The sequence below is a fragment of the Hymenobacter aranciens genome, from assembly GCF_030580865.1.
Classification (GTDB): domain Bacteria; phylum Bacteroidota; class Bacteroidia; order Cytophagales; family Hymenobacteraceae; genus Hymenobacter; species Hymenobacter aranciens.
Genome location: NZ_JAUQSY010000006.1, coordinates 264580 through 287375, shown reverse-complemented (window position 1 = coordinate 287375; position 22796 = coordinate 264580). Strand labels below are relative to the sequence as shown.

Here is a 22796-nt window from a genome sequence, read left to right as displayed (position 1 = left end):
GTTTCACTGACTTCATCACTCTTTTTCATTTCAATTTTATGCGTTTCTCCTCCGTTTTCCGTCGTTCGCTGTGGTTGGCGCTGCCGGCCATGCTGGCTTTCAGCAGCTGCTCCGACGACAGCGACCCTGCTCCGCAACAAGGACGAATCTATTTCCTCAACGGTGCCGCCAATGTGAACGTGGCCACCAAAGTGCTGATTGACGACGTAGAAAAAAACACCCTAACGTACGGACAAACGGCTACTTACCAGGCCGTGAACGTCGGTAGCCGTACCATCAAGATAAATGGAGGCACCACCACGCTGGTAACCCAGCCGGTAACCGTGGAGGCTAATAAAAACTACTCCTACTTCATCTATAATTCTGGCACGTCGAACGCTACGACGGGCCTGCTGCTCACCGATGACCTGACGGCCCCGGCTACCACCCCCTCGCCCGGCAAAGCCAAAGTACGCCTCGTGCACATCGCGCAGGGCCTGGGTACTCCTAATGGCCAGGGCACGGCCGTGCCCATCAACCTGAGCGAAGCCCTGACGGTAGGCTATGCCGACCGCATCCCGGGCGTAGCATTCGGCACCGGTTCCAGCTTCCTGGAAATCAACGCGGGCAATTTCAACCTGGCCATCACGGCGGGCTCGGCCCCTGCCAATCCGTTGGTATTCAATGTGGGCAATGGTACCGGAACGGGAACGGGAACGTATAACTACGTTGCCGGTAAAATCTACACCATCGTGGTGCGCGGTGCCGCCAGTAACCTGGATGCCACGCTGCAACCGAAAGTGTACGTCATTCAGAACAACTAAAGCACCCGCTTTGCGCGCGTTTGTCAAGCCCGAACCAGCTGGTTCGGGCTTTTTCGCGTTCGGGGCCGAACAAAAGGCGTATCTTTGTAGTTAGAAGCGACTCTAACCATTTAACTCTCATTCGAGTGGAAGCCACGACAAGCACGTACGTTCCGTACAAAGTAAAAGACATGAGCCTGGCCGAGTGGGGCCGCAAGGAAATTATGCTGGCTGAGGCCGAAATGCCCGGCCTGATGAGCCTGCGCGCCGAGTACGGCCCGCGCAAGCCGCTGGCGGGTGCCCGCATCGCGGGCTGTCTGCACATGACCATCCAAACGGCCGTGCTCATCGAAACGCTGGTTGAGCTGGGTGCCGAAGTAACGTGGTCGTCGTGCAACATCTTCTCGACCCAGGACCACGCCGCCGCCGCCATTGCCGCTGCCGGCATCCCGGTGTATGCCTGGAAGGGCATGAACGAGGAGGAATTTAACTGGTGCATCGAGCAAACCATCTGGTTTGGCGAGGAGCGCCAGCCGCTGAACATGATTCTGGACGACGGTGGCGACCTCACCAACATGGTGCTCGACCAGTTCCCCGAGCTGGCCGCCGGCATCAAAGGCGTGAGCGAGGAAACCACGACCGGCGTGTTGCGCCTGTATGAGCGGGTGAAAGTGGGCACGCTGCCCTTCCCGGCCATCAACGTGAACGACTCGGTGACGAAGTCGAAATTCGACAACAAGTACGGCTGCAAAGAGTCGGCCGTGGATGCTATCCGTCGGGCTACCGACGTGATGATGGCCGGCAAAGTGGCCGTGGTGGCAGGCTACGGCGACGTGGGAAAAGGCACCGCTGCCTCGCTGCGCGGCGCCGGCGCCCGCGTTATCGTGACCGAAATTGACCCCATCTGCGCCCTGCAGGCGGCCATGGACGGCTACGAAGTGAAGAAGATGGAAAACGCCATTCCGCGCGCCGACATCGTCATCACCACCACCGGCAACTGCGACATCATCCGTGAGGAGCATTTCCGCGCCCTGCGCGACAAAGCTATTGTGTGCAACATCGGCCACTTCGACGATGAAATCGACATGGCCTGGCTGAACAAAAACTACGGCCACACCAAGGACACGGTGAAGCCGCAGGTGGACCTCTACACCATCGACGGCAAGCAAATCATCATCCTGGCCGAAGGCCGCCTCGTGAACCTGGGCTGCGGCACCGGCCACCCCTCGTTCGTGATGTCGAACTCCTTCACCAACCAGACGCTGGCCCAGCTGGAGCTGTGGGAAAGCGCCGACCAGTACGAAAACCAGGTGTACACCCTGCCCAAGCACCTCGACGAGAAGGTGGCCCGCCTGCACCTCGCCAAAATCGGTGTGGAGCTGGACGAGCTGAGCGCCAAGCAGGCCGACTACATCAAGGTGCCGGTGGAAGGTCCGTTCAAGTCGGATTTGTACCGCTACTAGGCACTGACTGCTAGTTGATAAACAAGAAACCCCGGCCAGTAATGGTCGGGGTTTCTTTTTGGGGTGGGCCTTACTGCAATACCACGCGCTGGTTTCTGACGGCGCCGTTAGCTGAGTGCACCCGGAGCGTGTAGGTGCCGGCTGGTAAGGCCGGTAGCTGCAGCTGGTGCTGGTTGTCAGGCTGCGTTAGTCTGGCGGCGGGGTGGGCGTAGCACTCGCGGCCAGCCATATCGAACAGCTTGATAGCTTGCAGCGACTCCCGGGCCGGGGCTTGCAGCTGGAGCTGGCGGCCGGTGGCGGGCACCGGGTACAGCGCCCAGCCGGGGGCGGCTGGTTGGGTGGCCAGGGTTCGGGTGCCAACCTGCACGGTGGTGCTGATGGAGTTACGCCGGGTTTCATCGCACTGCTGCGGGTCGCGCGACATGCGCCCGACGAAGACGATAGTGTAGCTGCCGGTAGGTAAGGTGCCCACGGTCACCGTGTCGCTGAAGTGCTGCATTACTGCCGTTGGGCCATTGAAATAGCAGGCGGTATAGCGCAGCGTGTCGGCGGAGCGCACGAACTCATCGTTGACCTTCTGGCCCCAGCCGGGCGTGTTAACTTTAAAAACCAGCCGGATAACCTCGCCCGGCTGCGGGTTGGCGGGCAGCATCTGCACCGGCAGCATGTAGGGGCAGCACTGCGAATAGGCCGTGAGGCGCAGCAGGAGCAAGAAGCAGAGCGTAAAAAGATGCCGCATAGTACAGTGGCTTAACGGTGAATAGCTGCTAAGGTAGAGCAAAAACGCAAACCATCAGCTGGTTGTTGCTACGCGCTAAACGGCGGCCAGCCGGAGCTTTTCGCGCACGGCCGGAGCCACTACTTTGCCAAACAGCTCAATCGAGCGCAGCACCTTTTCCGGGGCAATGTCGCCGAGCACCAGCTGGGCCAGGTAGCGGGTATTTTTGAACAGACCGCTGATGTAAAGTAGCTTGTCGATGATTTCCTGGGGGCTGCCCACGAACAGCGGTCCCTGCGGCCCGCGCAGGTACTCGAACTGCTGCCGCGACATGGGCGACCAGCCCCGCTCGCGGCCGATGCGGTTCATGATGGCCGAGTAGGGCGGGAAAAACTCATCCGAGGCCTGCTGCGAATCCTCCGCAATGTGGAAGTGGCAGTTGATGGCAATCTGCTGCTGGGCTTCGTCGTGGCCGGCCTCGCGGTAGGCCTGGCGGTAGAGGTCGGTGAAGGCCACGTACTGGGCGGGCGCGCCGCCCAGGATGGCAATGGTGAGCGGGAGGCCCAGCTGCCCGGCCCGGACTACCGAGGCGGGGGTGCCGCCCACGCCAATCCACACCGGCAGCGCGGGCTGCAGGGGGCGTGGGTACACGCCCTTGGCGTTGATGTCGGGGCGGTGCTTGCCTTTCCAGCTAACTACTTCGTTTTTATTGATTTCCAGCAGCAGCTTCAGCTTTTCGATAAACAGGGAATCGTAGTCCTTGAGGTCTTGCCCGAAGAGCGGAAACGACTCGATGAAGGAGCCGCGTCCGGCCAGGATTTCGGCCCGGCCCTCGGAGATGAGGTCGACGGTGGCGAAGTTCTGGAAGGTGCGCACGGGGTCGACGGAGCTGAGGACGGTGACGGCGCTGCTGAGGCGGATATTCTTCGTCTGGGCGGCCACGGCGGCCAGCACTACTTCGGGGGCCGAGATGACGTAGTCGGGCCGGTGGTGCTCGCCGAGGGCCAGCACGTCGAGGCCGACTGCATCGGTGAGGCGGCCGATTTCGAGCAGCTCCTGCATGCGCCGGGCGGCGGCGCGGTCGAGGCCGGGGAGGTGAGACGGGGCGACTTCGCCGAAGGAGCTAATGCCTAATTTCATGGGTAAAAAACAACTGATTGATGGGGGAATAAAGCTACGGCGGGGCAGAATGTTTGGCGACCCGGCGCGCCAATACGGAGTGGGCGGATGCTTGCGGGACCAGAAAAACGGCTATAAGCTTGACCATCGTGCTGGTTAGGTGAAGTTTTACGCGAGGTTTCCCCGCCTTTTTACTACCTTGCCGCCACTTCCACGGCCCGGCTCGGTAGCGGGTGCCCGATGGCAGTAATTTTCTCACCATTATTCCCTTACTCTCATGCAAGATTTGTTTCAGGGCATCATTCCACCCGATAAGGCCGCCGAGGCGCTCGGCTTTTTCCAGAAGGGCATGGCCATCCTCACGCCCTACCTGACGCCGCGCACGCCCGAGCAGCGCCAGGATATGCTGAAAATGGGCCCGGCCACGGTCGATTTTATTGCCAAAGCCCATGGTTACGCGACAGCCAATGAGAAATTCCGGCCGGTGATTCTAGACATGGAGGAGTTCGATGCGGATGCGGCGTCGCTGGCGACGCTGGCCCCCCTGCACCGGCTGCTGGGTGGTATCGACCTCGACGTGGACTCGACCATGATGACCAGCGGCTCCGATTCGTATGCGGCGGCCCTGATGGTGTATAACAACGTGAAAATGCTGGCCAAAGCCGGTTTCCCCGGCGCCCAGGCCGCCTACGACGACATGCGCGCGAGCCTGCCCAACGGCGGCAAAGGCGGCGCCCCCAAGAAGCCCAAGCCGCAAGGATAGTTATTGGTCCCTGGGGGGAAGTTATTGGGCCTTAAGGGGGCAATAACTCCCCTCCGAGGACCATCAACTATCCTCTGGGGACTTATAACTTACCACCGATGACCAATAACTACCCTTCGAGGTCGGATAACTACCCTCGGAAGGCCAATAACTACCCTCTAGGGGTAGTTATTCTAACCAAAAAGGCCCTTAGAATCACCGGGGAGGTGGTTTTAAGGGCTTTTTGGGGTAAATGGGAACTTCTTGCCTGCGTGGTCGACCAGCCGCAAAGCGGCGCCACGTTGGTAGTTAATAGAGCGCCCAGTGGGATAGAGCCGCAAAGCGGCGGCACTTCTTATTGGTTGTCGTCTACCAAATAACGCGGGTCGTAGGAGATGCCAAATCGGTCAAGCAATGCCTGGTATTCTTCCCGAAAACTCCGGGTAGCGTGATGTAGCTGCTGGTTCTGGATGTAGCGAATGACCTGGTCGAGGTGCGAGGCGGAGTAGGAGAAGGCCCCGTAGCCCCGTTGCCAGGAAAATTTGCCGGGCACCCAGCGCTGCTCATTAATAAAGCGGGAGGAATTGGCTTTTATGTCGCGCACTACATCGGCCAGCGCCGATTCGGGCCGTAAGCCAATGAGCAGGTGCAAATGGTCGGGCATGCCATTTACCGCTAACACCTTCTGGTCTTTATTGGCGATGATTCCCGTGATGTATTGGTTGAGCTGTTCCTGATGTTTTGCCGGAATGGCATTGGTCCGGCCTGCCACGGCGAAAACTACCTGAATGTGCAGTTGGGTGTAGGTGCCAGCCATTGAATCAGGAATGAGCAGACGAAAAGTGCCGCCGCTTTGCGGCTCGGTGGTTTAAGGAGCAACGGTTTTGCTACCAACGTGCCGCCGCTTCGCGGCTCTGGGTTGGGGTGTGTTGTGGGGCTATCAACGTGCCGCCGCTTCGCGGCTCTGGTTCGATAGGTGGGCGTGAATACTACCAACGTGCCGCCGCTTCGCGGCTATTCAGAGCAGCCGCGAAGCGGCGACACGTTGGTAGCAATTAGCGAATGAGAAAGGACTAGAGCCGCGAAGCGGCGGCACTTGTCCCTGGCAACCATATAAAACCCTACTTCACGTTCGGCACCACGTTCATATTGGCAAAGCAGAAGCTCCACACGTCGGCCCATTCGCCGATTTGGAGCTGGGTGCTTTTGCCGGCGCCGTGGCCGGCGTTCACGTCCACCCGGATGAGCTGGGGGCGGGGGCCGGTGTTGGCGGCCTGCAGGGCGGCGGCAAACTTGAAGGAGTGGGCCGGCACCACGCGGTCGTCGTGGTCGGCGGTGGTAATCATGGTGGCGGGGTAGGCGGCCGGGCGCAGGTTGTGCAGGGGCGAGAACTTGTAGAGGTTCTCAAACTGCGCCTTGTCCTTGCTGGTGCCGTACTCGGGGGCCCAGTTCCAGCCGATGGTGAAGTCCTGGTAGCGCAGCATGTCCATCACGCCCACGGCGGGCAGGGCCACCTGGCAGAGGTCGGGGCGCTGCGTCATGGTGGCGCCCACCAGCAGGCCGCCGTTCGAGCCGCCCGCGATGGCGAGGTGCTCGGTGTTGGTGTAGTTGTTGATTTTAAGGTATTCGGCGGCGGCGATGAAGTCGTCGAACACGTTCTGCTTGTTGGGCGTCATGCCGGCCTTGTGCCATTCCTCGCCGTACTCGCCGCCGCCGCGCAGGTTGGGGATGGCCAGGATGCCGCCATTCTCCAGCCACAGCATGCGCGCCACCGAGAAGCCCGGCGTCACGCTCACGTTGAAGCCGCCGTAGGCGTAGAGGTAGGTCGGATTCTTGCCGTCCAGCTGCAGGCCCTTCTTGTGGGTGATGAACATCGGGATTTTGGTGCCGTCCTTGCTGGCGTAGAACACCTGCGTGGTCACGTACGCGGCCGGGTCCACGTCCACCTTCGGCGCCCGGAATACCGTGCTGGTGTTCGTGGCGAGGTCGTACTTGTAAATCGTGGTCGGGTAGGTGAACGAGGTGAAGGCGTAGTACACCTCCTTGGCCTCGCGCCGCCCGCCGAAGCCGCTGGCCGTGCCGATGGCGGGCAGCTTCACATCGTGCTGGAAAGTGCCCTTCTCGTCAAATACCTTCACCAGCGAGCTGGCGTCCTGCAGGTAGTCGGCAATGAGGTGGCCGCCCACCTGGCGCACGCCGGAGAGCTTGTTTTTGCCCTCGGGGATGATGGTTTTCCAGTTGGCCTCTTGGGGTTTCTGCGGGTCGATGCCGACAAGGCGGTAGTTGGGCGCCTTGTAGTTGGTGTACACCAGGAGCTGGCTGCCCACGTTGCCAATCACGGAGTTATCAAATTCGTAGGAATTGATAATCGTGGTCCACTTGCTGGCTTGCTTGGCGTCGCGCAGGTCGCGCACCAGCAGGCGGCTGCCGTCGGCCTTGCCGTCGGTGAGGTAGAGGCTCAGGAATCGCTCGTCTTCGCTGGCCCCGGCCATGCGGAAGCCCAGGGCCATCTTGGGGTCTTCGTACACCAGCTTGTCGGCGCTCTGGGGCGTGTTCAGCTTGTGGTAGTACACTTTGTGAAACTCGTTTTTGCCCGCCAGGCTGTTGGCGCCGGCCTTCGGGGCGTCGTAGCGGCTGTAGTAGAAGCCGTCTTTGGTCCAGGAAGTACCCGATACCTTCACCCACTCCAGGGTTTCGGGCAGGGGCTTGTTGGTTTGCAGGTCCAGGATTTTCACCTTGTGCCAGTCGGAGCCGCCGCCGCTCATGGCATAGGCCAGGTAGCGGTGGTCGTTGCTGAACTCCATGCCCGCCAGCGCCGTCGTGCCGTCGGCCGAGAACTTGTTAGGGTCGAGCAGCACCATCGGCTCCTGCCCGGGCTTCTGGATGTACACCACGGCTTGGTTCTGCAGCCCGTCGTTCTTGCTGAACACCAGGTTAGCACCCACCTGCTCGGGCACGCCGTAGCGCTCGTAGTTCCACATCTTGGTCAGCCGCTCGCGGATTTTCTCCCGGAACGGAATCTGGTTCAGATAGCCAAAGGTCACTTCGTTCTCGGCCGTCACCCAGGCTTTGGTTTCCGGGGTGTCGAGGCTTTCGAGCCAGCGGTAGGGGTCGGGCACTTTGGTGCCGAAGTAGTCGTCAACCTGGTCGGTTTTGCGGCTGGTAGGGTATTTCAAGGGCGGGGGGGTAGGGGCCTGGGGCTCGCGGCTGGGCGTGCCGTTTTCGGCGGTGGTCATTTCCGTTACGATGACGTGGCTCGGCAGGGTGTTGGCCGGCGGGTTGGTGGCGCGGCAGGCGGCCGAGGTGGCCAGCAGCGCGGCCAGGGGCAAAATGGATTTCATGGAAAAGAGGAAACGGTTTTTCGCGCAAGGTTGCGCAGGGTGAGACGCGGGGATTTGCAGGAGACGTTGCCTGCCTTATTTATCGTCGTCGCCAATCGGCCCAAACTCTGCCTGGGCAGCGGCTTCAGCGGCGTGCGGTGCTTCGGCCTCCGGTGCCGCTGGCGTTTCTCTCGCCGGACCAGCCACCGCGCTAGCTACCAGCTCCGGCAGCTGCGCCCGCAGCCAGCGTAGCTCCTCATCCACCCGCTGGCTCACCAGGCGCTCCACCTCCAGCCGCTGGGCGGGACTGAGCTGGGCCAGCGCGGCAGGCGGCGTGGTTTCGTCCGGCGTGGCGGCCAGCACCAGCGCTTCGGCGCGCTTCACGCGGGCCTGGGCGTCGGCCACGGTGGCGTGAGCTTCGGTGAGGGCCGCCTGGGCCTGCGCGGTAGCGGCTTTGGCCGCGTTGGCGGCGTGGGTAGCGGTGAGGGTTTCGCGGCGCTGCTGGCGGCGCCACTGGCCCAGCGTCACGCGCAACATGATGTAGAGCACCAAGCTCAGAATGCTCAGAATAAGCGCCAGCGGAATGGCAAAGCGCTCCAGCAAACTCTTGGTGGTTTCGGCTGGGCCGTTGGCGGCGGGCGCGGCTTCGATAGCTTGGGCCTCGGCCATTTCGGCGGGGCCGGGGGCGGCGAAGGCGTCGGCTGTGGCGGTGTCAGGCGCTTCGGGGGCCATGGCCGCCGCTACATCGCCGAGGGGCGTGCCGCTGGTGGCGTAGTTAGTCAGGGCCGTTTCGAGGGCGGCCAGGCGCTCCATGCGGGCCGGGTCGCGGCGGCGGGCGGGCGAGCTTTTCAGCTTCGCCAAGATGGCCTGGGCCAGCGCTGTGATGCGGGCGGGGTTGTCCTTTTTGCCCTTGTAAATGTTGCCTTTCTCCTCAATCGGCTGGTACAGCACGCTGTATACCCGCAGGCTATCCATCCGAATGCTGGCCGCCAGCGCCGGCAAATCGCCGCCGCTGCACTGCACGGTTTCCTTGAGGTTGGGCCGCCCGGCATCGTCGTACACGAAGCGCACCGCAGCGCACCAGATTTGCACTTTGGATTCGTCGAGCGAAGGCTGGCCCAGCGGGGTTTGGGCCCGGATGGAAGCTGTGGGGAGCAGAATAGCGACCAGCAACGTGGCCCAGGCAGCGCGAAAAGTCATAAGCGGCGGGAATTTGGCCGGAAAATACGGCGCTGGGCACGACTTTAGACTTTTTCGGGCCTAGCTGTAATCAATTTCCGTGTTATCCCCAATATTCAGTGAGTGGTTCATGCCCCGAAACGAGGCGTCCGAGCCCACGATGCAGTCGTGCATCACCGCCGAGCGCAGCTCCGAGTAGGAGCCGATGATGGAGTCGCTGAGGATGGTGGTTTCGATGATGGTTTTGTCGCCGATGGCCACGTTGGGCCCAATGATGGACTGCGAGATGCGGCAGCCGCGCCCGATGCTCACGGGCGGAATAATCACCACGTCCGGAAATTCGGTGGCGTAGTCGCGGCCTTCCAGAAACTCGGGCTGGTTGAGCAGGCGGGCGTTGGCTTCGAGCAGCGTCTCCTTGCGGCCGCAGTCAAACCAGTTGTCGACCGGCGCCGTGGTCATGGTTTCGCCCTGCTCGATGAGGTGCATCAGCGCGTCGGTGAGCTGGTACTCGCCGTGGGTGCGCAGCTCGGTGGTCATGAGCCACTCCAGGGCCAAGGCCAGCTTTTCGGGGTCGGCCAGCTTGTAGAGGCCCACCAGCGCACTGTTCGATTTCGGGATTTTGGGCTTTTCGACCACCTTGCGCACCTGCCCGTCGGCCCCGGTTTCGACGATACCGAACAGGGCCGGGTTTTTTACTTCCTTCACCGCCAGCACCGTGCCGGGTAGCTGCAGCAGGGCCGGCAGGTCTACGTCCACAATGGTGTCGCCCAGCAGGATAAGTACACCGTCGGGCTCGTGGCGAAACTCCTCGCGGGCCAGCCACAGGGCGTGGCCCAGGCCTTCGCGGGGCTCCTGCACCACGAAGGTGGCCTTCAGGTTGGGGTAGTGGCGGCGCACGTAGCGCACGATTTTATCGCCCAGATACCCGATAATAAACACAAAGTCGGTGAGCCCGGCCCCGAGCAGCCGGTCGATGATGTGGCCCAGAATAGTATTGCCGGCCACTGGCACCAGGCTTTTGGGCTGGGTGTGGGTGTGGGGCCGCAGGCGCGAACCAATACCGGCAACGGGAATAACGGCTTTCATTTTAGATGCTGAAAGAAGACAAGAAGCAAAAGCGAAGGCCGGGGGCCAGCCATTCAGGGTGCTAATTACGGCTTTTTGGGTTGCTCACAACTGCGGCGGCGTATCTGCGTACCTTGCGCCGGGCGGAGCCTAACCCCGGCAGTGGGCCCAAGGTTTAAGCCGCCGTCCTGCATTTCTCACCATATTCTTACTTTTCCTGATGAAACGCCTTCTTTTCTATTTCCTGGGCCTGGTAGCGCTGCTCACGCAGTCGTCGTGCGGCTACAACGGCATGGTACAACGCGACCAGGCCGTGAAAGCCCAGGCCGGTAACGTGCAAAGCGCCTACCAACGCCGCAACGACCTCATCGGCAACCTCGTGAATACCGTGAAGGGCGCCGCCAAATTCGAGCAGGGCACCCTCACCAGCGTCATCGAGGCCCGCGCCAAAGCCAGCAGCGTACAGTTGAATGCCAACGACCTTACGCCCGAGAACATCCAGAAATTCCAGGCCGCCCAAAGCCAGCTTTCCAGCGGCCTCGGCCGCCTGCTGGCCGTGTCCGAGAGCTACCCCGACCTGAAAGCCAATGCCAACTTCCAGGAACTGCAGGCTCAGATTGAAGGCACCGAAAACCGCATCAACGTGGAGCGCAACAAGTTTAATGCCGTCACCAACGACTACAACACGTTCACCCGCTCCTTCCCCAATAATTTGTTCGCCAACATGTTCGGCTTCCCCCCCAAGCCCTACTTCGAAGCCGACCCGGCCGCGAGCAAAGCGCCTACGGTGCAGTTCTAATCGTCTGTCATGCTGAACGCAGTGAAGCATCTCATCTGCGTAACTAATCCTACTAATTTGGATTTACTGCCGTAGGCGAGATGCTTCACTGCGTTCAGCATGACGTTCTTTTTGTTGCCTGATTATCCATGCCCTCTCCCCTCACTCCCGCCCAGAACGAGTCCTTAGTAGCTGCCATCCGCCAGGCCGAAATCACGACTTCGGGCGAAATTCGGGTGCATCTGGAAGATACCTGCCCCACCCCCGAGCCCCTCGACCGTGCTGCCCAGGTATTTGCCGAGCTTGGCATGCACCGCACTGCCCAGCGCAACGGCGTACTCTTCTACCTGGCCTGGCAGAGCCGGCAGTTTGCCGTCATCGGCGACTCGGCCATCAACTCAGCCGTGCCCGACGACTTTTGGGAGATGACTAAAGAGGAGATTCTGGCCCAGTTTCGCAACGAGCACTACGTCGAGGGCCTCGCCAAAGGCATCAAGCTGGTGGGCGAGCAGCTGCAACGCTACTTCCCCTACGACAAAACCACCGACGAAAATGAGCTGGATGATGCCATCTCGTTTGGCGGTGGCATGAGTGCGTGATATAGAACGCCATGCGCCATCTGTCATGCTGACGAAGGAAGCATCCTTTCACGCCGGTACGATTTCGTTCGGACGCGAGAGGATGCTTCCTTCGTCAGCATGACAGACGACAGCCGTTCTACCACTATAACTTTTAATTCTGCCTCTATGGCCACTGGTTTCTTTCCCATTCGGGTAGCTGCGTGGCGCCCCGCGCTGCTGGCGCTCCTGCTGCTGTGGCTGCCGCTGCTCTCGGCCCTGGCCCAGGGCATCCCGCCGCGCCCCAACCCGCCGCGGCTCGTCAACGACCTGGCGGGGATGATGCAGCCCGGCGAAGCCGACGCGCTGGAGCGCAAGCTGGTAGCCTACGACGACAGCACCTCCTCGCAGATTGCCGTAGTGACCGTGAACAGCCTCGATGGCGACGAAATTGCCAACTACGCCCAGCAGCTTTACGAAAGCTGGGGCATCGGCCGCAAGGGCAAAAACAACGGCATTCTGGTGCTGGTGGCCAAGCAGGAGCGCGCCGCCCGCATCCAAACCGGCTACGGCCTCGAAGGCGCCGTGCCCGACGCCATTGCCAAGCGCATCATCAGCAACACGCTGGCCCCGGCCTTCCAGCAAAACCAGTATTACAGCGGCCTCGACCGCGCTACCGACCAGCTCATTGCCCTGGCCAAGGGCGAGTATAAAATCGACCCGGGCGAGTCGCGCTCGGGGCAGGCGCGCAGCCAGGGCCGGGGCCGCTCAGGGCCCTCGTTCTGGGTGATTCTTATTGTGCTGGTCATCGTCCTTATTTTCCTAAACCGGCGCGGCGGCGGGCGCGGCGGGCGCCGCAACCGGGGCTTCGGCGGGGGCTTTATCCCGCCCATTATTTTCGGCGACTTCTCGGGCGGGCGTGGCACCTTCGGCGGCGGGGGCGGTGGTTTTGGGGGCGGGGGCGGTTTCGGCGGCTTCGGCGGGGGCAGCAGCGGCGGCGGCGGCGCCAGCGGGAACTGGTAATTGAGCATAAAACACCGCGCCCCGGCTTCCATAAAGAGGCCGGGGCGCGGTGTTTTCGGCTGTTTCCGGTCCTAGTGGTCGCTCTGCACCCCTGCTGGAATGGCGATGCTCAACCGGTTTTCGGCCGGTGGCACGGGGCAGGAATACTGGTGATTATAGGCGCACGAGGGGTTATACGCTTGGTTGAAGTCCAGTTGCATAACCGTACTTCCAGCGGGCGGAATGCGCAGGTCGAGGTAGCGGCCGCCGCCGTAGCTGCCGTGGCCGTTGGTGAGGTCGGTGAAGGGCACGAATAAATAATCAGCAAAGCCGGGGCGCTTCATCAGCTCCAGGTTCTGATACACAGCCAGCTGCTGAGGCTGCCCGTTCAGCACGAAGCGGAGCGTGCCATACTTGCGGTAGAGCGGGCGGCGGGCCGTGCTGGTCACCATCTCGAAGGGCTGGGCCAGTGAATCGCGCAGCAGGGTGGCTTCCACGTAGTATTCGTAGCTAGTAGGGTAGAAGGGTAAGGTCTTAAAATGCTTGCGCTCATCAGCCGTCAGCGGCGACTCGGCGGGGTTGCTAAACTCCTTATTCAGCGTTTCCTGAAAATGCAGCACGCTTTGCTGATGCGCGGCTGGCGAGAAGTGCTCGGGGGGCGTTTGCTGCGCCAGGGCAGGCGGCGCCAGTAAGCTCAATAGCAATAGGAGAGGGCGGTAATTCATCTGTCAAAGCTACTAGCCGCGCCGCCAGAATTAATTAAAAACCTAATAACACTAGCCATACTCAACCTTTTCAGGGTGGGAAGAGTAACACCAAATAGCTTCGTTATTCACCTGCGAAGCTCACCATTTTTCTCTTTCACCTCACGCCACTCCACCATGAACTCCTTTCGCGCTCCGCTCTTCCTGCTCCTGACCTTTTTCACCTTCACCCTCACCAGCTGCGATGCCATCATGGGCATCTTCAAGGCGGGGGCTTACACGGGCATCATTGCCGCCGTTATCGTCATTGCCCTGGTGTTATGGCTGATTAGCAAAATGCGCGGCGGCAACCGCGTGTAATAGGTCGCATTGCAATAAAAAAAAGGCGCGGCTCCCGAACGGGGGCCGCGCCTTTTTGGTGGGTTGATTGAGGCTTTTAGTGGTTGTGCGCCGCGTCGGCCTTGGCCTTGTCGCGCTGTTCGGGCATGGTGCCGATGATGTGGTCCCAGAGCGTGGTGCTCACGCCGAAGGCCACCTCATCCTGCCGGTAGTGGTGCTGGGCGTGGTGGTGCCACCAGAATTTCAGGAAATTCTTGGGCGGCGAATAGACGTGAATGGCGTAATGCACAAATAGATACAGCGCGTAGCCAAACACGAAGCCCGACAGCAGCCCGAAGCCCGCATTGCCGAAGGTGAAGTAAAAAATGAAGAACAGCAGTGAAGCCACGAACACCGTCAGGATGGGCGGCATGGCCAGGCGGGTCTTGTCTTTGGGGTACTCGTGGTGCACCCCGTGCATGGTGTACTGAAACTTGGCCTTGCCCGGCGTGTCAGTATCCATGTGGTACACGTAGCGGTGCATCAGGTACTCGGCCAGGGTGAAGAGCAGCCAGCCCCCCAGAAACAGCCCGAAGGCCGTCATCCCCGTAAGCAGGCCGCGGCTGAGGCTGTAGTACAAACTCACGGCGGCCACGCCGAAGAAAATGCTGAGCGGCCCGGCAATGTGCGTGTGGGTGAGGCGCTCCAGCACCGGGTTCTGAAACAGCTGGGCCGAGCCCTTGTGCTTGGGTTTCACGGCGGCGGGCCGGGGCTTCACCTCGGTAGGCGCAACTTGGGAAACACTATCCATAGGGTATAATCAGTAGTAGTCAACAGCCTAATTGGCTGCAAAAATACGCCCCAATACCTACACGGCGGGCGGCGGAAAACCCGCTGCTGCCAGCCGCGGCAGCAGGGCCGCCACGGTGCAGGCATCGCCGGCGCAATGCAGTTGGGCTTGCTGGTAAAACTGCGTTCGGGCGGTCAGGGTTTCATACAGCCGCGTTTCGAGGCCTGCGGGCGCCTGGCTTAGCAGCGGGCGTTGGGCAGTTTCGGCTGCCTGCAGGCGGGCCAGCAGCGTGGATACCGGCACGTCGAGCCAAAGCGTGATACTGTGCTGGTTGAGTGCGGTAATGCCGTTGTGAAAACAGGGTGTGCCGCCGCCCGTGGCCAGCACCAGCGGCGCGGGCCGGGCCAACACAGCGCGTAGCGTATCGGCTTCCAGTTGACGAAAATCAAGCTCGCCGCGCTGCGCAAAAATGCCGGGAATGCTTTGGCCGGCGCGGGCCACAATCTCCGCATCCAAATCAACGAAAGGCAACCCGAAATACGCCGCCAGCGCCTGGCCCAAAGTGGTTTTGCCCGCGCCGGGCATGCCGATGAGGCTAAGGTGGCGGCTCATTGCACCTTCACCCGCGGGTCGAGCGCGGCGTAGAGCAAATCGACTACGATGTTAATGAGCACGAACAGCGCCGCCACGAAAATGGTCGCGCCCATGACGAGCGGAAAATCCAGGTTTTCCACCGCTCGCAGGGTCACCGTGCCCAGGCCTTTCCAGTTGAAAATGTATTCGATAAAGAAGGCGCCCGCCATGAGCGAGGCCAGCCAGCCCGACACGGCCGTGACCACGGGGTTCAGGGCGTTGCGCAGGGCGTGGCGCAGCACGGTGGCGCGGCGGCTCAGGCCCTTGGCGCGGGCCGTGCGGATGTAGTCCTGGCTCAGCACGTCGAGCATGCTGCTGCGGGTGAGCTGCGTGATGATGGCCAACGGCCGCACGCCCAGCGCGATGGCCGGCAGCAGCAGGTTGCGCAGCACCAGATGCCGCTCGCCGGTGAAAGGGTCGGTTTCGTAGAGTTGGCCGGTGAGGCTCAGGCCCGTCCAGTGGCTCCAGTAAAAGCCGAAGGTGGCCGCAATGGCAATAGCCGCCACGAACGACGGTACCGAAATACCCAGCACCGAGGTCGAAAGCAGGGTTCGGTCGAGCCACGACTGCGGGCGTAGCGCGGCCAGCACGCCCAGCGCCACGCCCAGCCCGCTGGCCAGCAGCATAGCGGCCAGCGCTAGCCACATGGTGCCGGGGAAATAATCGAGCAGAATGCGCAGCACATCCTTGTTGCTCTGAAAAGAGCGGCGCAGGTAGGGCTTTTTCAGCACCAGGGCCTTATCACCCAGCGGCAGCACGCTGAGGCCGCCGTAGCGGGCCACGCCGGCCGAGTCGCGCGGGTGCAGGCCCAGTGGCGACACATCATTCAGGTAGCCGAGCAGGCGTAGCGGCAGCGGCTGGTCGAGCCCCAGGTCGGCGGTGATGGCGGCTTTGGTGGCCACGTCGGTGCGCTGGCCGGCCAGCAGGGTGGCGGGGTCGCCGGGCAGCACGTTAAAGAGCAGAAACACCGTGCAGGCCACCCCGATGAGGACGAGCAGGCCCTGACCTAGGCGACGGAGAAGAAAGGTGAGCATGGATTGTAGCGCGGACTTTGTAGTCCGCGAGTATGAGTTCGTTAAACGTTCTGACTCGCAGACTACAACCGAAGGTCAGCGTAGCTAAAGTCCGCGCTACGATTTTACAGTGCCTTCTCCAGCTCAAACAGCTCCGGGATGTCGTGGTAGTGGTATTTGCCTTTTACCACGCCGTTTTTCAGCAGCATCAGGCCGGGGTTCGAGCGAATCATCGACTTGAGCACCGTGGCGTCGGCAAAGTAGTAGGGGCCCGCCAGATTCACGTCGTGGCGGAAGGAGTCGAACTTGGCGGGGCTGGTGCTGGTGAGGGTAACGGCCGTGATTTTCTTGCGCGACTTGCTGGCGGCTTCCATCAGCTTATTGATTTCCAGAAAACGGTCGCGGTCGGTTTTATTGGTGTTCTGAATGATGAGCACCAGCTTGTTGCCGGTGAGCAACTCCTGGGTGTAGGCGTCGCCGTTCACGTCGGTGATGTCGAAGTCGGTGATGACGGGGCGCGAGGCTTCGGCGTTGATGGCCGTCATGGCCTGGTACTTCCAGGTGGTGTCAGTGGGGTAGGCGTCGAACTCCTTGGTTTCGCCGTTGCGCGTCATCGTGTAGCGGAATTTGGCCTGCTCCTTCGGCTTCATCAGCTGGCCGATGTTGTTGCCCACTTTGTAAGGCAGGAAGTCGAAGTAGGGCAAGTGGCCCAGCGCCCGCATCCCGATGCCGATGGCCACGGCCGCCGTGATGGTCATAATCATGATGCCAAAGGTGCCGCGGGCAAAGGAGCGTCGCAAAAAGCGCTGGTTCATGAAGATAACCAGCCATAAACCTAGCAGAAACATGTCCTTGGCAAACGAGGTCCAGGGCGTGAGCTTGATGAAATCGCCGAAGCAGCCGCAGTCCGTCACCTTATTAAAGGCCGCTGAGTAGAAGGTGAGGAAGCCGAAGAATACCAGTAGCGCCAGCAGTATCCACAGCGTTTGGCGCAGGTACCAGCGCAGCAGCAGCGCCACCCCCAAAATGACTTCCATCGAGCTGAGGGCGATGGACATGGTGCGCGAAATATTCTTGAAATACAGGAAGAACGAGCCAAACTCCTCGGCAAATACGTCGAAGTATTCCTCCAGCTTCAGGGCCGTGCCCACGGGGTCGTTGAGCTTGACGAGGCCGGAGAAAATGAACAGCGCGCCCAGCAAAAACCAGCACACGCGCACCAGATTGCGGCGAATGTGGGACGAAGAGGGCGCACTAAGCGGCACCGAGGCCGAAGGAGCAGAATTAGCAGCAGTCATAACGGAGGTGTTGGGCTTTGCAAACCCGGACAATACGGCAAAGTTCGGTGGAAGAACGACAAACTCCCCTCCTTGGAAAGGAGGGGATGTTTTCGCGCAGCGAAAACGGGGGTGGTTAAGCCGGTCGCGCCGGTAGGGCCGTCTGGAGTTTTACCGCAATGAAAAAGAATTACTGCGTCGTTCTGACGTTTCAACCACCCCCGTTCGCTGCTCAGCGCAGCTCACATCCCCTCCTTTCCAAGGAGGGGAGTTGGTCGTTCTACTCCGACAGTATCAGGGCAAATACGGCGTAGTTCAGCATGTCGCGGTAGCTGCCTTCCACGCTTTCGCTGACCAGGGCGGCGCCGCCGATGTTTTCGAGCTGCTTGACGCGGTGCAGCTTCATCAGAATCAGGTCGGTAATGCTGCTTACGCGCATCTGGCGCCAGGCTTCGCCGTAGTCGTGGTTCTTGGCCAGGAGCAGGCGACGGTTTTCGGCGGCTTCGTGGTCGTAGGCGAGGGCCACGGCGGCGGGCGTCATGTCGGGGGGGGTGTCGGCGGGCAGGTGCAGCTGCATCAGGGCGATGAGGCAGTAGTTGATGATGGCCACGAATTCGCCGTTGACGTCGTCGGCCACCAGCTGCACGCCGGTTTCCTGGATGGTGCGGATGCGGTTGGCCTTGATGAAAATCTGGTCGGTGACGGAGGGCAGGCGCAGGATGCGCCAGGCCGTGCCGTAGTCGTGCGTTTTGGCCAGAAACAGCTGGCGGCAGCTGGCCAGAATGGCGTCGTATTGGGCGGGGGTGTCCAAGTTGGGGGCGTGAGGGTAGGAGGGTATGGGGGTAGGAGGGGGCGCCTGGGCTGCAAGTTCGCTACCGCTGTTGGATATTGAGCCTTTCATCAGCACGCGACCCGGTATGGCTACCTTATTCACTCCTGCCCTCACACCCTCTTACCCTCTCATCCTTAAGAGCCCCCACGGCCGCCTGCTCGACCTGCGTCAGCCGCAGGTGATGGGCATTCTCAACCTCACGCCCGATTCGTTTTTTGCCGACAGCCGCGTGACGTCGGAGCAGGACCTGCTAACCCGCGCCGAGGCCATGCTCACCGTCGGCGCCGCTACGCTCGACCTGGGCGCCTACAGCACCCGCCCCGGCGCGGCCGATATCCCGCCGGAGGAGGAAAAAGCCCGCCTGCTGCCCGCCATCGCGGCCCTGCGCCGCGCCTTTCCCGAGGTGTTTTTATCCATCGACACCTTTCGGGCCAGCGTGGCCGCCGCCGCCCTTGAAGCCGGAGCCGACCTGGTGAACGACGTAGCCGGCGGCACACTCGACGCCGACATGTTTGCCACCGTGGGCCGCCTGCGGGCGCCCTACGTGCTGATGCACATGCGCGGCACGCCCCAGACCATGACCACCCTCACCGACTACCCCGACGACCTCGTGCTGACGCTGCTGCGCCAGTTTCGCGACCAGCTGGTGGCCCTGCGCGAAGCCGGCGTCACCGACGTGCTGCTCGACCCCGGCTTCGGCTTCGCCAAAACCAGCGCCCAGAGCCACGAGCTGCTGCGCCGCCTGCCCGAGCTGGCGGTGCTGGGGCAGCCCATCCTGGCCGGGCTCTCGCGCAAGCGGCTGGTGTATCAGCCGTTGGGCCTCACGGCCGAGGCGGCACTCAATGGCACCACGGCGCTGCACATGCTGGCTTTGCAGGGCGGGGCGCGGCTGCTACGGGCGCACGATGTGCCGGAGGCGGTGCAGGCGGTACGCTTGTTTCAGGCAGTATTTCCGGCGTAAAACGACAAGCTCCCCTCCTGCCAAGGAGGGGATGTTTTGCCGCTGGCAAAACGGGGGTGGTTAGGCAATCTGCGCCGAAAGAACGAAGCCCGAACAAAACTATTCGCCCATTCCAGGCAGCCTGCGCGCCTCAAAAAAGGTCATTTATTTACCAGCGCCAGGTAATTCTCTGCCGGCGCAATCGTCGTTCGTGCCTCTCGTGCGGACGGCGCGGACACCCTAACCACCCCCGTTCGGCGCTCTTCGCGCCTCACATCCCCTCCTTGAAAAGGAGGGGAGTTTTGTCCTATCTTCGCCCATCCCACCCCAGCACTTCCCGCATGCCCGGCCCCTTCCCCATCAACTTCCTGCGCTTTGGCTGGATTGACGCGGCCGACGTGTTGCTGGTGACGGTGCTGCTGTACCAGCTGTATAAGCTGCTGCGCGGCTCGGTGGCGCTCAATGTGGCGCTGGGGCTTATTTCGCTCTACGTGCTGTACCTGGTGGTGAAGGCTACGGGCATGGAGCTGCTGACCAAGATTCTGGGGCAGTTTATGAGCGTGGGGGTGCTGGCCAGCATCATCCTCTTTCAGCAGGAAATCCGGCGGTTTTTGCTGAACCTGGGCAAGGCTACGGCCCTGGACCGCATGCGCGGCTGGAGCTGGCGGCGGCCCGACCAGGCCGCGCCGCTGGCCGTGGGGCCGTTTGTGGAAGCCGCCAAAAGCCTGTCGAACAAGCTTACCGGGGCACTGATTTGCTTTACCCAGGTGTCGGACCTGGGGGCGTATGCCGAGTCGGGCGACCGGCTCGATGCCGAGGTGAGCAAGCGCCTGCTGCTGTCGATTTTCAACAAAACCTCGCCCTTGCACGATGGGGCGGTGATTATCGCGGGCGGGCGCATTCAGGCGGCGCGCTGCATTTTGCCGGTGAGTGAGAACCCCGACGTGCCGGCCTCGCTGGGGCTGCGGCACCGGGCGGCCATCGGCCTGACGGAAATTACCGATGCCGTGGTGCTGGTGGTGAGCGAAGAAACCGGCGCCATGAGCCTGGTGCACCACGGCACCGTGCACCGCGACCTGCCCACCGCCGAGCTGCGCGCCCGCCTGAATGAGTGGCTGCTGGCGGGCAGCACCCCGGCCAAGGCGTCGTAGCGCGGCGGTTTCTAAGCCGCATTCTGCTATTTTGCGGTATTAACCAGCTGTATTGTATGCGAAGCCGGCTTCATCTATTCCTGTGGTTGCTGTTAAGCTGGGGGGCGCTGCGGGCGGGGGCGCAGGTCCGCCGCCGGGCGGTGCTGCCGGAAAAGCGCCCGGCAGTGGCGACGAGAGTAGATAGCTTGTTTCTGCGTGATGCCGCGCCATACCCTTTCCAGCAGCAGGATTCGCTGCTGCTGGCCGCCGCTACCAACGACGTACCCCTGGCCCGCCGCCTGCTGGCTCGCGGTGCCCAGGCCACCCAGCCGTACGACGACACGCTGAGTTACCCTAAAAGGTGGCTGACCCTACCCGACTGGACCCAGGTGATGCCCGGCGAAACCCCGGTGCTTGTGGCCGTGCAGCGAGGCCACCTGGCCATGACCGACCTGCTGTTGCGCCACAGCCCCGACCAGGGGCGGCCGGCGGCCAAAGCGGTGCTGTGTGAGGCGCTAGGCTACGTGCCCAACCAAGTGGCGATAGTGGAGCGCCTGCTGGCCACCGGCCTGCCGCCCGACAGCGTGCAGTGCAGCCCCAGTCCGTTGTCGGCTATCATCGGATATAATGCGGTGATGCGGCCGCAGCTGGTTGCCGCCCGCACCAGCCGGCCAATTAACATGAGCGCCCTGCGCCGGCAGCGCCGCTACATGATGGGCGCCCGGCGCTATGAACCGACGCTGCACCCGCTGCGGCCCGACTCAGTTAACTTGCATCTGCTGCGCTTGCTGCTGGCGGCCGGTGCCCGGCCCAAACCGGCCGACCTGCACCAGGCCATCAGATGCCACGAGCCCACCCTGGCCCGCTACCTGCTCACGCACGGCGCGGAGGTGAATGCCCCCGACCCGGAAACTGGCCGCACGGGCCTGCACCTGGCCGTGGCGCTGGCCGATACCGTACTGCTGCAGCTGCTGCTGGCCCAGGGTGCTGCCTCAAATACGACTGATAAACAAGGTAATGCCCCGCTGCACCTGGCGGCCCGGCACGCCAGTGCACGCCCCACGGCGCTGCTGCTGGCGGCCGGCGCGGTGGCTAGCGGGCGGCCCGCGCCACCGAACTGCCCCGATTGCGCCGATGGCCAGGGCAGCACGCCGCTGCATCAGGCGGCCGGGGCCGCCCGTCCGGCCACGGTGCGCCTGCTGCTGGCCGCCGGGGCACCCGTGAATGCCTGTGATGCCGAGGGAAAGACGCCCCTGCACTTGGCCACCGGGGACTACGCGAGTTACTACCGCCGTAGCGCGGAGGGCGACGGCTGGGGCACGCCGGCAGGGTCGGAGGGGGCGTCCCAGGTAGCCACCCGGGCCGAGGGCGAGGCGGTGCTGCGCTTGCTGCTGGCCGCCGGGGCCAGCCCCCGGCTGACGGACCAGTTTGGCAGCAGCCCGCTACACGCGGCCGTGGCCAACGACGATACCGCCCGCGTAGCGCTGTTGCTGCGGGCTGGGGCCGACCCCAACCAGCCCGACCAGCAGCAGCGGCCGCCCCTGACGGACGTGCGCTCGGTGGCCATGCTGCGGCAACTGCAGGCGGCCGGGGCACGGTTTGGGCATTATGCTTCTACGGTGCTGCTCAATCCGGTGGCGTTCAATCAGCCGCTGCCGCTGGCCATTACGGCGGCGGCGCTGGCCGATGGGGGCGACCTGTGCGAAACCACTATCGACGGCGACACGCCCCTGCACTTGGCCGCCGCCCATCCCGATGCCGACCTGGGCACCGTGGCGCTGTACCTGGCCCACGGCGCCGAGTTGGAGGCCTGGAATAGAATCGGCGAAACGCCTTTGGCCAAGGCCGTAGCCAGCGGGCGCCCGGCCATGGTGCAGCTGCTGCTCGACGCCGGGGCGCGGGCCGATGCCGACCCTTCCCTGCTGCCCATTGCTGCCCGCAACGGCAGCGAGGCGCTGGTGGCGCTGCTGCTGCGCTACGGCGCACGGGTGCGGCACCCCGACCAGCCGGCCGACTACGCGGCTCTGTTGGAAGCGGTGCAGAGCTCCTACGCCAGCCCTGGCCTGGTGGCCCGGCTGCTGGAAGCCGGCGCCGACCCTAACGTGGCCGACTCGCTAGGACACTCGGCGCTGCACCTGCTGGTGCGGCGGCAGCCCGAGGTGCTGGCCCGCTCGCAGCAGGTGGAGGAGTGGCTCGACCTCAGCCCCGAACAGGAGCAGGCCCGCACACTGGCCAATCAGGCCGCCGCCGCTGCCGTGGACCAGCGTCTGCTGACGCTGGCCCGCCTGCTGCTGCGCCACGGCGCCCGCCCCGCCAGCCGCAATGCGGCTGGCGAGTCGGTGGCCGATGCGTTGCGGGCAACCGACTCGCCAGCCTGCCGGCAGCTGCTGGCCGAGCTGGGGCAGGGCACGCCGCCTAATAAGTTTCGCTAAAT

The 22796-nt window shown here is 62.6% G+C and carries 22 protein-coding genes; 10 read left to right on the top strand and 12 right to left on the bottom strand.

Annotation, left to right across the window (positions count from 1 at the left end):
* Positions 1-38: 38 nt before the first annotated feature.
* Both Q5H93_RS10925 and ahcY read left to right on the top strand, forming a co-directional pair.
* Entirely contained in the window at positions 39-803 is a 765-nt protein-coding gene (locus tag Q5H93_RS10925; RefSeq protein ID WP_305006566.1) for a DUF4397 domain-containing protein, read from the top strand.
* A 125-nt stretch (positions 804-928) separates the two neighbouring features.
* Entirely contained in the window at positions 929-2245 is a 1317-nt protein-coding gene (ahcY, locus tag Q5H93_RS10920; protein WP_305006565.1) for an adenosylhomocysteinase, read from the top strand.
* Positions 2246-2315: 70 nt separating this feature from the next.
* Here ahcY and Q5H93_RS10915 read toward each other — a convergent pair whose 3' ends face one another.
* Positions 2316-2984: a T9SS type A sorting domain-containing protein gene (locus tag Q5H93_RS10915; RefSeq protein ID WP_305006564.1), complete on the bottom strand. Its 669-nt coding sequence runs from the start codon at positions 2982-2984 to the stop codon at positions 2316-2318.
* A gap of 75 nt (positions 2985-3059) precedes the next feature.
* Entirely contained in the window at positions 3060-4103 is a 1044-nt protein-coding gene (locus Q5H93_RS10910; RefSeq protein WP_305006563.1) for an LLM class flavin-dependent oxidoreductase, read from the bottom strand.
* A gap of 256 nt (positions 4104-4359) precedes the next feature.
* Here Q5H93_RS10910 and Q5H93_RS10905 point away from each other — a divergent pair, with 256 nt between their 5' ends.
* A complete protein-coding gene (locus Q5H93_RS10905) occupies positions 4360-4845 on the top strand; it encodes a hypothetical protein (RefSeq protein WP_305006562.1) in 486 nt (161 codons plus the stop codon).
* A gap of 334 nt (positions 4846-5179) precedes the next feature.
* Here the strand turns inward: Q5H93_RS10905 and tnpA are convergent, their stop codons facing one another.
* The 4 genes from tnpA to Q5H93_RS10885 all read right to left on the bottom strand — a co-directional run bounded on the left by tnpA (position 5180) and on the right by Q5H93_RS10885 (position 10409).
* Positions 5180-5641: an IS200/IS605 family transposase gene (gene tnpA / locus Q5H93_RS10900; RefSeq protein WP_305006561.1), complete on the bottom strand. Its 462-nt coding sequence runs from the start codon at positions 5639-5641 to the stop codon at positions 5180-5182.
* 304 nt (positions 5642-5945) lie between these two features.
* On the bottom strand, positions 5946-8165 hold the full coding sequence (locus Q5H93_RS10895; protein ID WP_305006560.1) for a prolyl oligopeptidase family serine peptidase: 2220 nt from the start codon (positions 8163-8165) through the stop codon (positions 5946-5948).
* A gap of 75 nt (positions 8166-8240) precedes the next feature.
* Positions 8241-9344 carry a hypothetical protein gene (locus Q5H93_RS10890; protein ID WP_305006559.1) on the bottom strand — a complete coding sequence of 368 codons (1104 nt, stop codon included), beginning with the start codon at positions 9342-9344 and terminating at the stop codon, positions 8241-8243.
* A 60-nt stretch (positions 9345-9404) separates the two neighbouring features.
* Positions 9405-10409 carry a sugar phosphate nucleotidyltransferase gene (locus Q5H93_RS10885; RefSeq protein WP_305006558.1) on the bottom strand — a complete coding sequence of 335 codons (1005 nt, stop codon included), beginning with the start codon at positions 10407-10409 and terminating at the stop codon, positions 9405-9407.
* Positions 10410-10608: 199 nt separating this feature from the next.
* On the opposite strand from Q5H93_RS10885, the gene Q5H93_RS10880 reads away from it, so the two are divergent.
* The 3 genes from Q5H93_RS10880 (at position 10609) to Q5H93_RS10870 (ending at position 12746) form a co-directional block, all read left to right on the top strand.
* Positions 10609-11187, top strand: coding sequence for a LemA family protein (locus Q5H93_RS10880; protein ID WP_305006557.1), 579 nt, complete (start codon positions 10609-10611; stop codon positions 11185-11187).
* A 128-nt stretch (positions 11188-11315) separates the two neighbouring features.
* A complete protein-coding gene (locus Q5H93_RS10875; RefSeq protein ID WP_305006556.1) occupies positions 11316-11765 on the top strand; it encodes a TPM domain-containing protein in 450 nt (149 codons plus the stop codon).
* 147 nt (positions 11766-11912) lie between these two features.
* Positions 11913-12746, top strand: a complete 834-nt coding sequence (locus tag Q5H93_RS10870) for a TPM domain-containing protein (protein WP_305006555.1) — start codon at positions 11913-11915, stop codon at positions 12744-12746.
* 71 nt (positions 12747-12817) lie between these two features.
* Here Q5H93_RS10870 and Q5H93_RS10865 read toward each other — a convergent pair whose 3' ends face one another.
* On the bottom strand, positions 12818-13450 hold the full coding sequence (locus Q5H93_RS10865) for a DUF1684 domain-containing protein (protein WP_305006554.1): 633 nt from the start codon (positions 13448-13450) through the stop codon (positions 12818-12820).
* 156 nt (positions 13451-13606) lie between these two features.
* Here Q5H93_RS10865 and Q5H93_RS10860 point away from each other — a divergent pair, with 156 nt between their 5' ends.
* The gene (locus tag Q5H93_RS10860) at positions 13607-13789 is read left to right on the top strand and encodes a hypothetical protein (protein ID WP_305006553.1); all 183 of its coding nucleotides are present in this window, start codon (positions 13607-13609) and stop codon (positions 13787-13789) included.
* Positions 13790-13865: 76 nt separating this feature from the next.
* Here the strand turns inward: Q5H93_RS10860 and Q5H93_RS10855 are convergent, their stop codons facing one another.
* From Q5H93_RS10855 to Q5H93_RS10835, 5 genes are all read right to left on the bottom strand, one after another.
* Positions 13866-14558: a sterol desaturase family protein gene (locus Q5H93_RS10855; RefSeq protein WP_305006552.1), complete on the bottom strand. Its 693-nt coding sequence runs from the start codon at positions 14556-14558 to the stop codon at positions 13866-13868.
* Positions 14559-14615: 57 nt separating this feature from the next.
* Positions 14616-15149, bottom strand: coding sequence for a shikimate kinase (locus tag Q5H93_RS10850; protein ID WP_305006551.1), 534 nt, complete (start codon positions 15147-15149; stop codon positions 14616-14618).
* Positions 15146-16204 carry an ABC transporter permease gene (locus Q5H93_RS10845; protein ID WP_305006550.1) on the bottom strand — a complete coding sequence of 353 codons (1059 nt, stop codon included), beginning with the start codon at positions 16202-16204 and terminating at the stop codon, positions 15146-15148. The genes Q5H93_RS10850 and Q5H93_RS10845 overlap by 4 nt, the downstream gene beginning before the upstream one ends.
* 104 nt (positions 16205-16308) lie before the next feature.
* Positions 16309-17481 carry a BT_3928 family protein gene (locus Q5H93_RS10840; protein ID WP_305006549.1) on the bottom strand — a complete coding sequence of 391 codons (1173 nt, stop codon included), beginning with the start codon at positions 17479-17481 and terminating at the stop codon, positions 16309-16311.
* Between the two features lie 259 nt (positions 17482-17740).
* Positions 17741-18271, bottom strand: coding sequence for a DUF1599 domain-containing protein (locus tag Q5H93_RS10835; RefSeq protein WP_305006548.1), 531 nt, complete (start codon positions 18269-18271; stop codon positions 17741-17743).
* A gap of 106 nt (positions 18272-18377) precedes the next feature.
* Between Q5H93_RS10835 and folP the strand changes: the two genes are divergently transcribed.
* From folP to Q5H93_RS10820, 3 genes are all read left to right on the top strand, one after another.
* A complete protein-coding gene (gene folP, locus Q5H93_RS10830) occupies positions 18378-19253 on the top strand; it encodes a dihydropteroate synthase (RefSeq protein ID WP_305006547.1) in 876 nt (291 codons plus the stop codon).
* A gap of 320 nt (positions 19254-19573) precedes the next feature.
* On the top strand, positions 19574-20383 hold the full coding sequence (cdaA, locus tag Q5H93_RS10825) for a diadenylate cyclase CdaA (RefSeq protein ID WP_305006546.1): 810 nt from the start codon (positions 19574-19576) through the stop codon (positions 20381-20383).
* An 86-nt stretch (positions 20384-20469) separates the two neighbouring features.
* Complete coding sequence (locus Q5H93_RS10820; protein WP_305006545.1) at positions 20470-22794, top strand: ankyrin repeat domain-containing protein; 2325 nt, start codon at positions 20470-20472, stop codon at positions 22792-22794.
* The last annotated feature ends 2 nt before the right edge of the window (positions 22795-22796 follow it).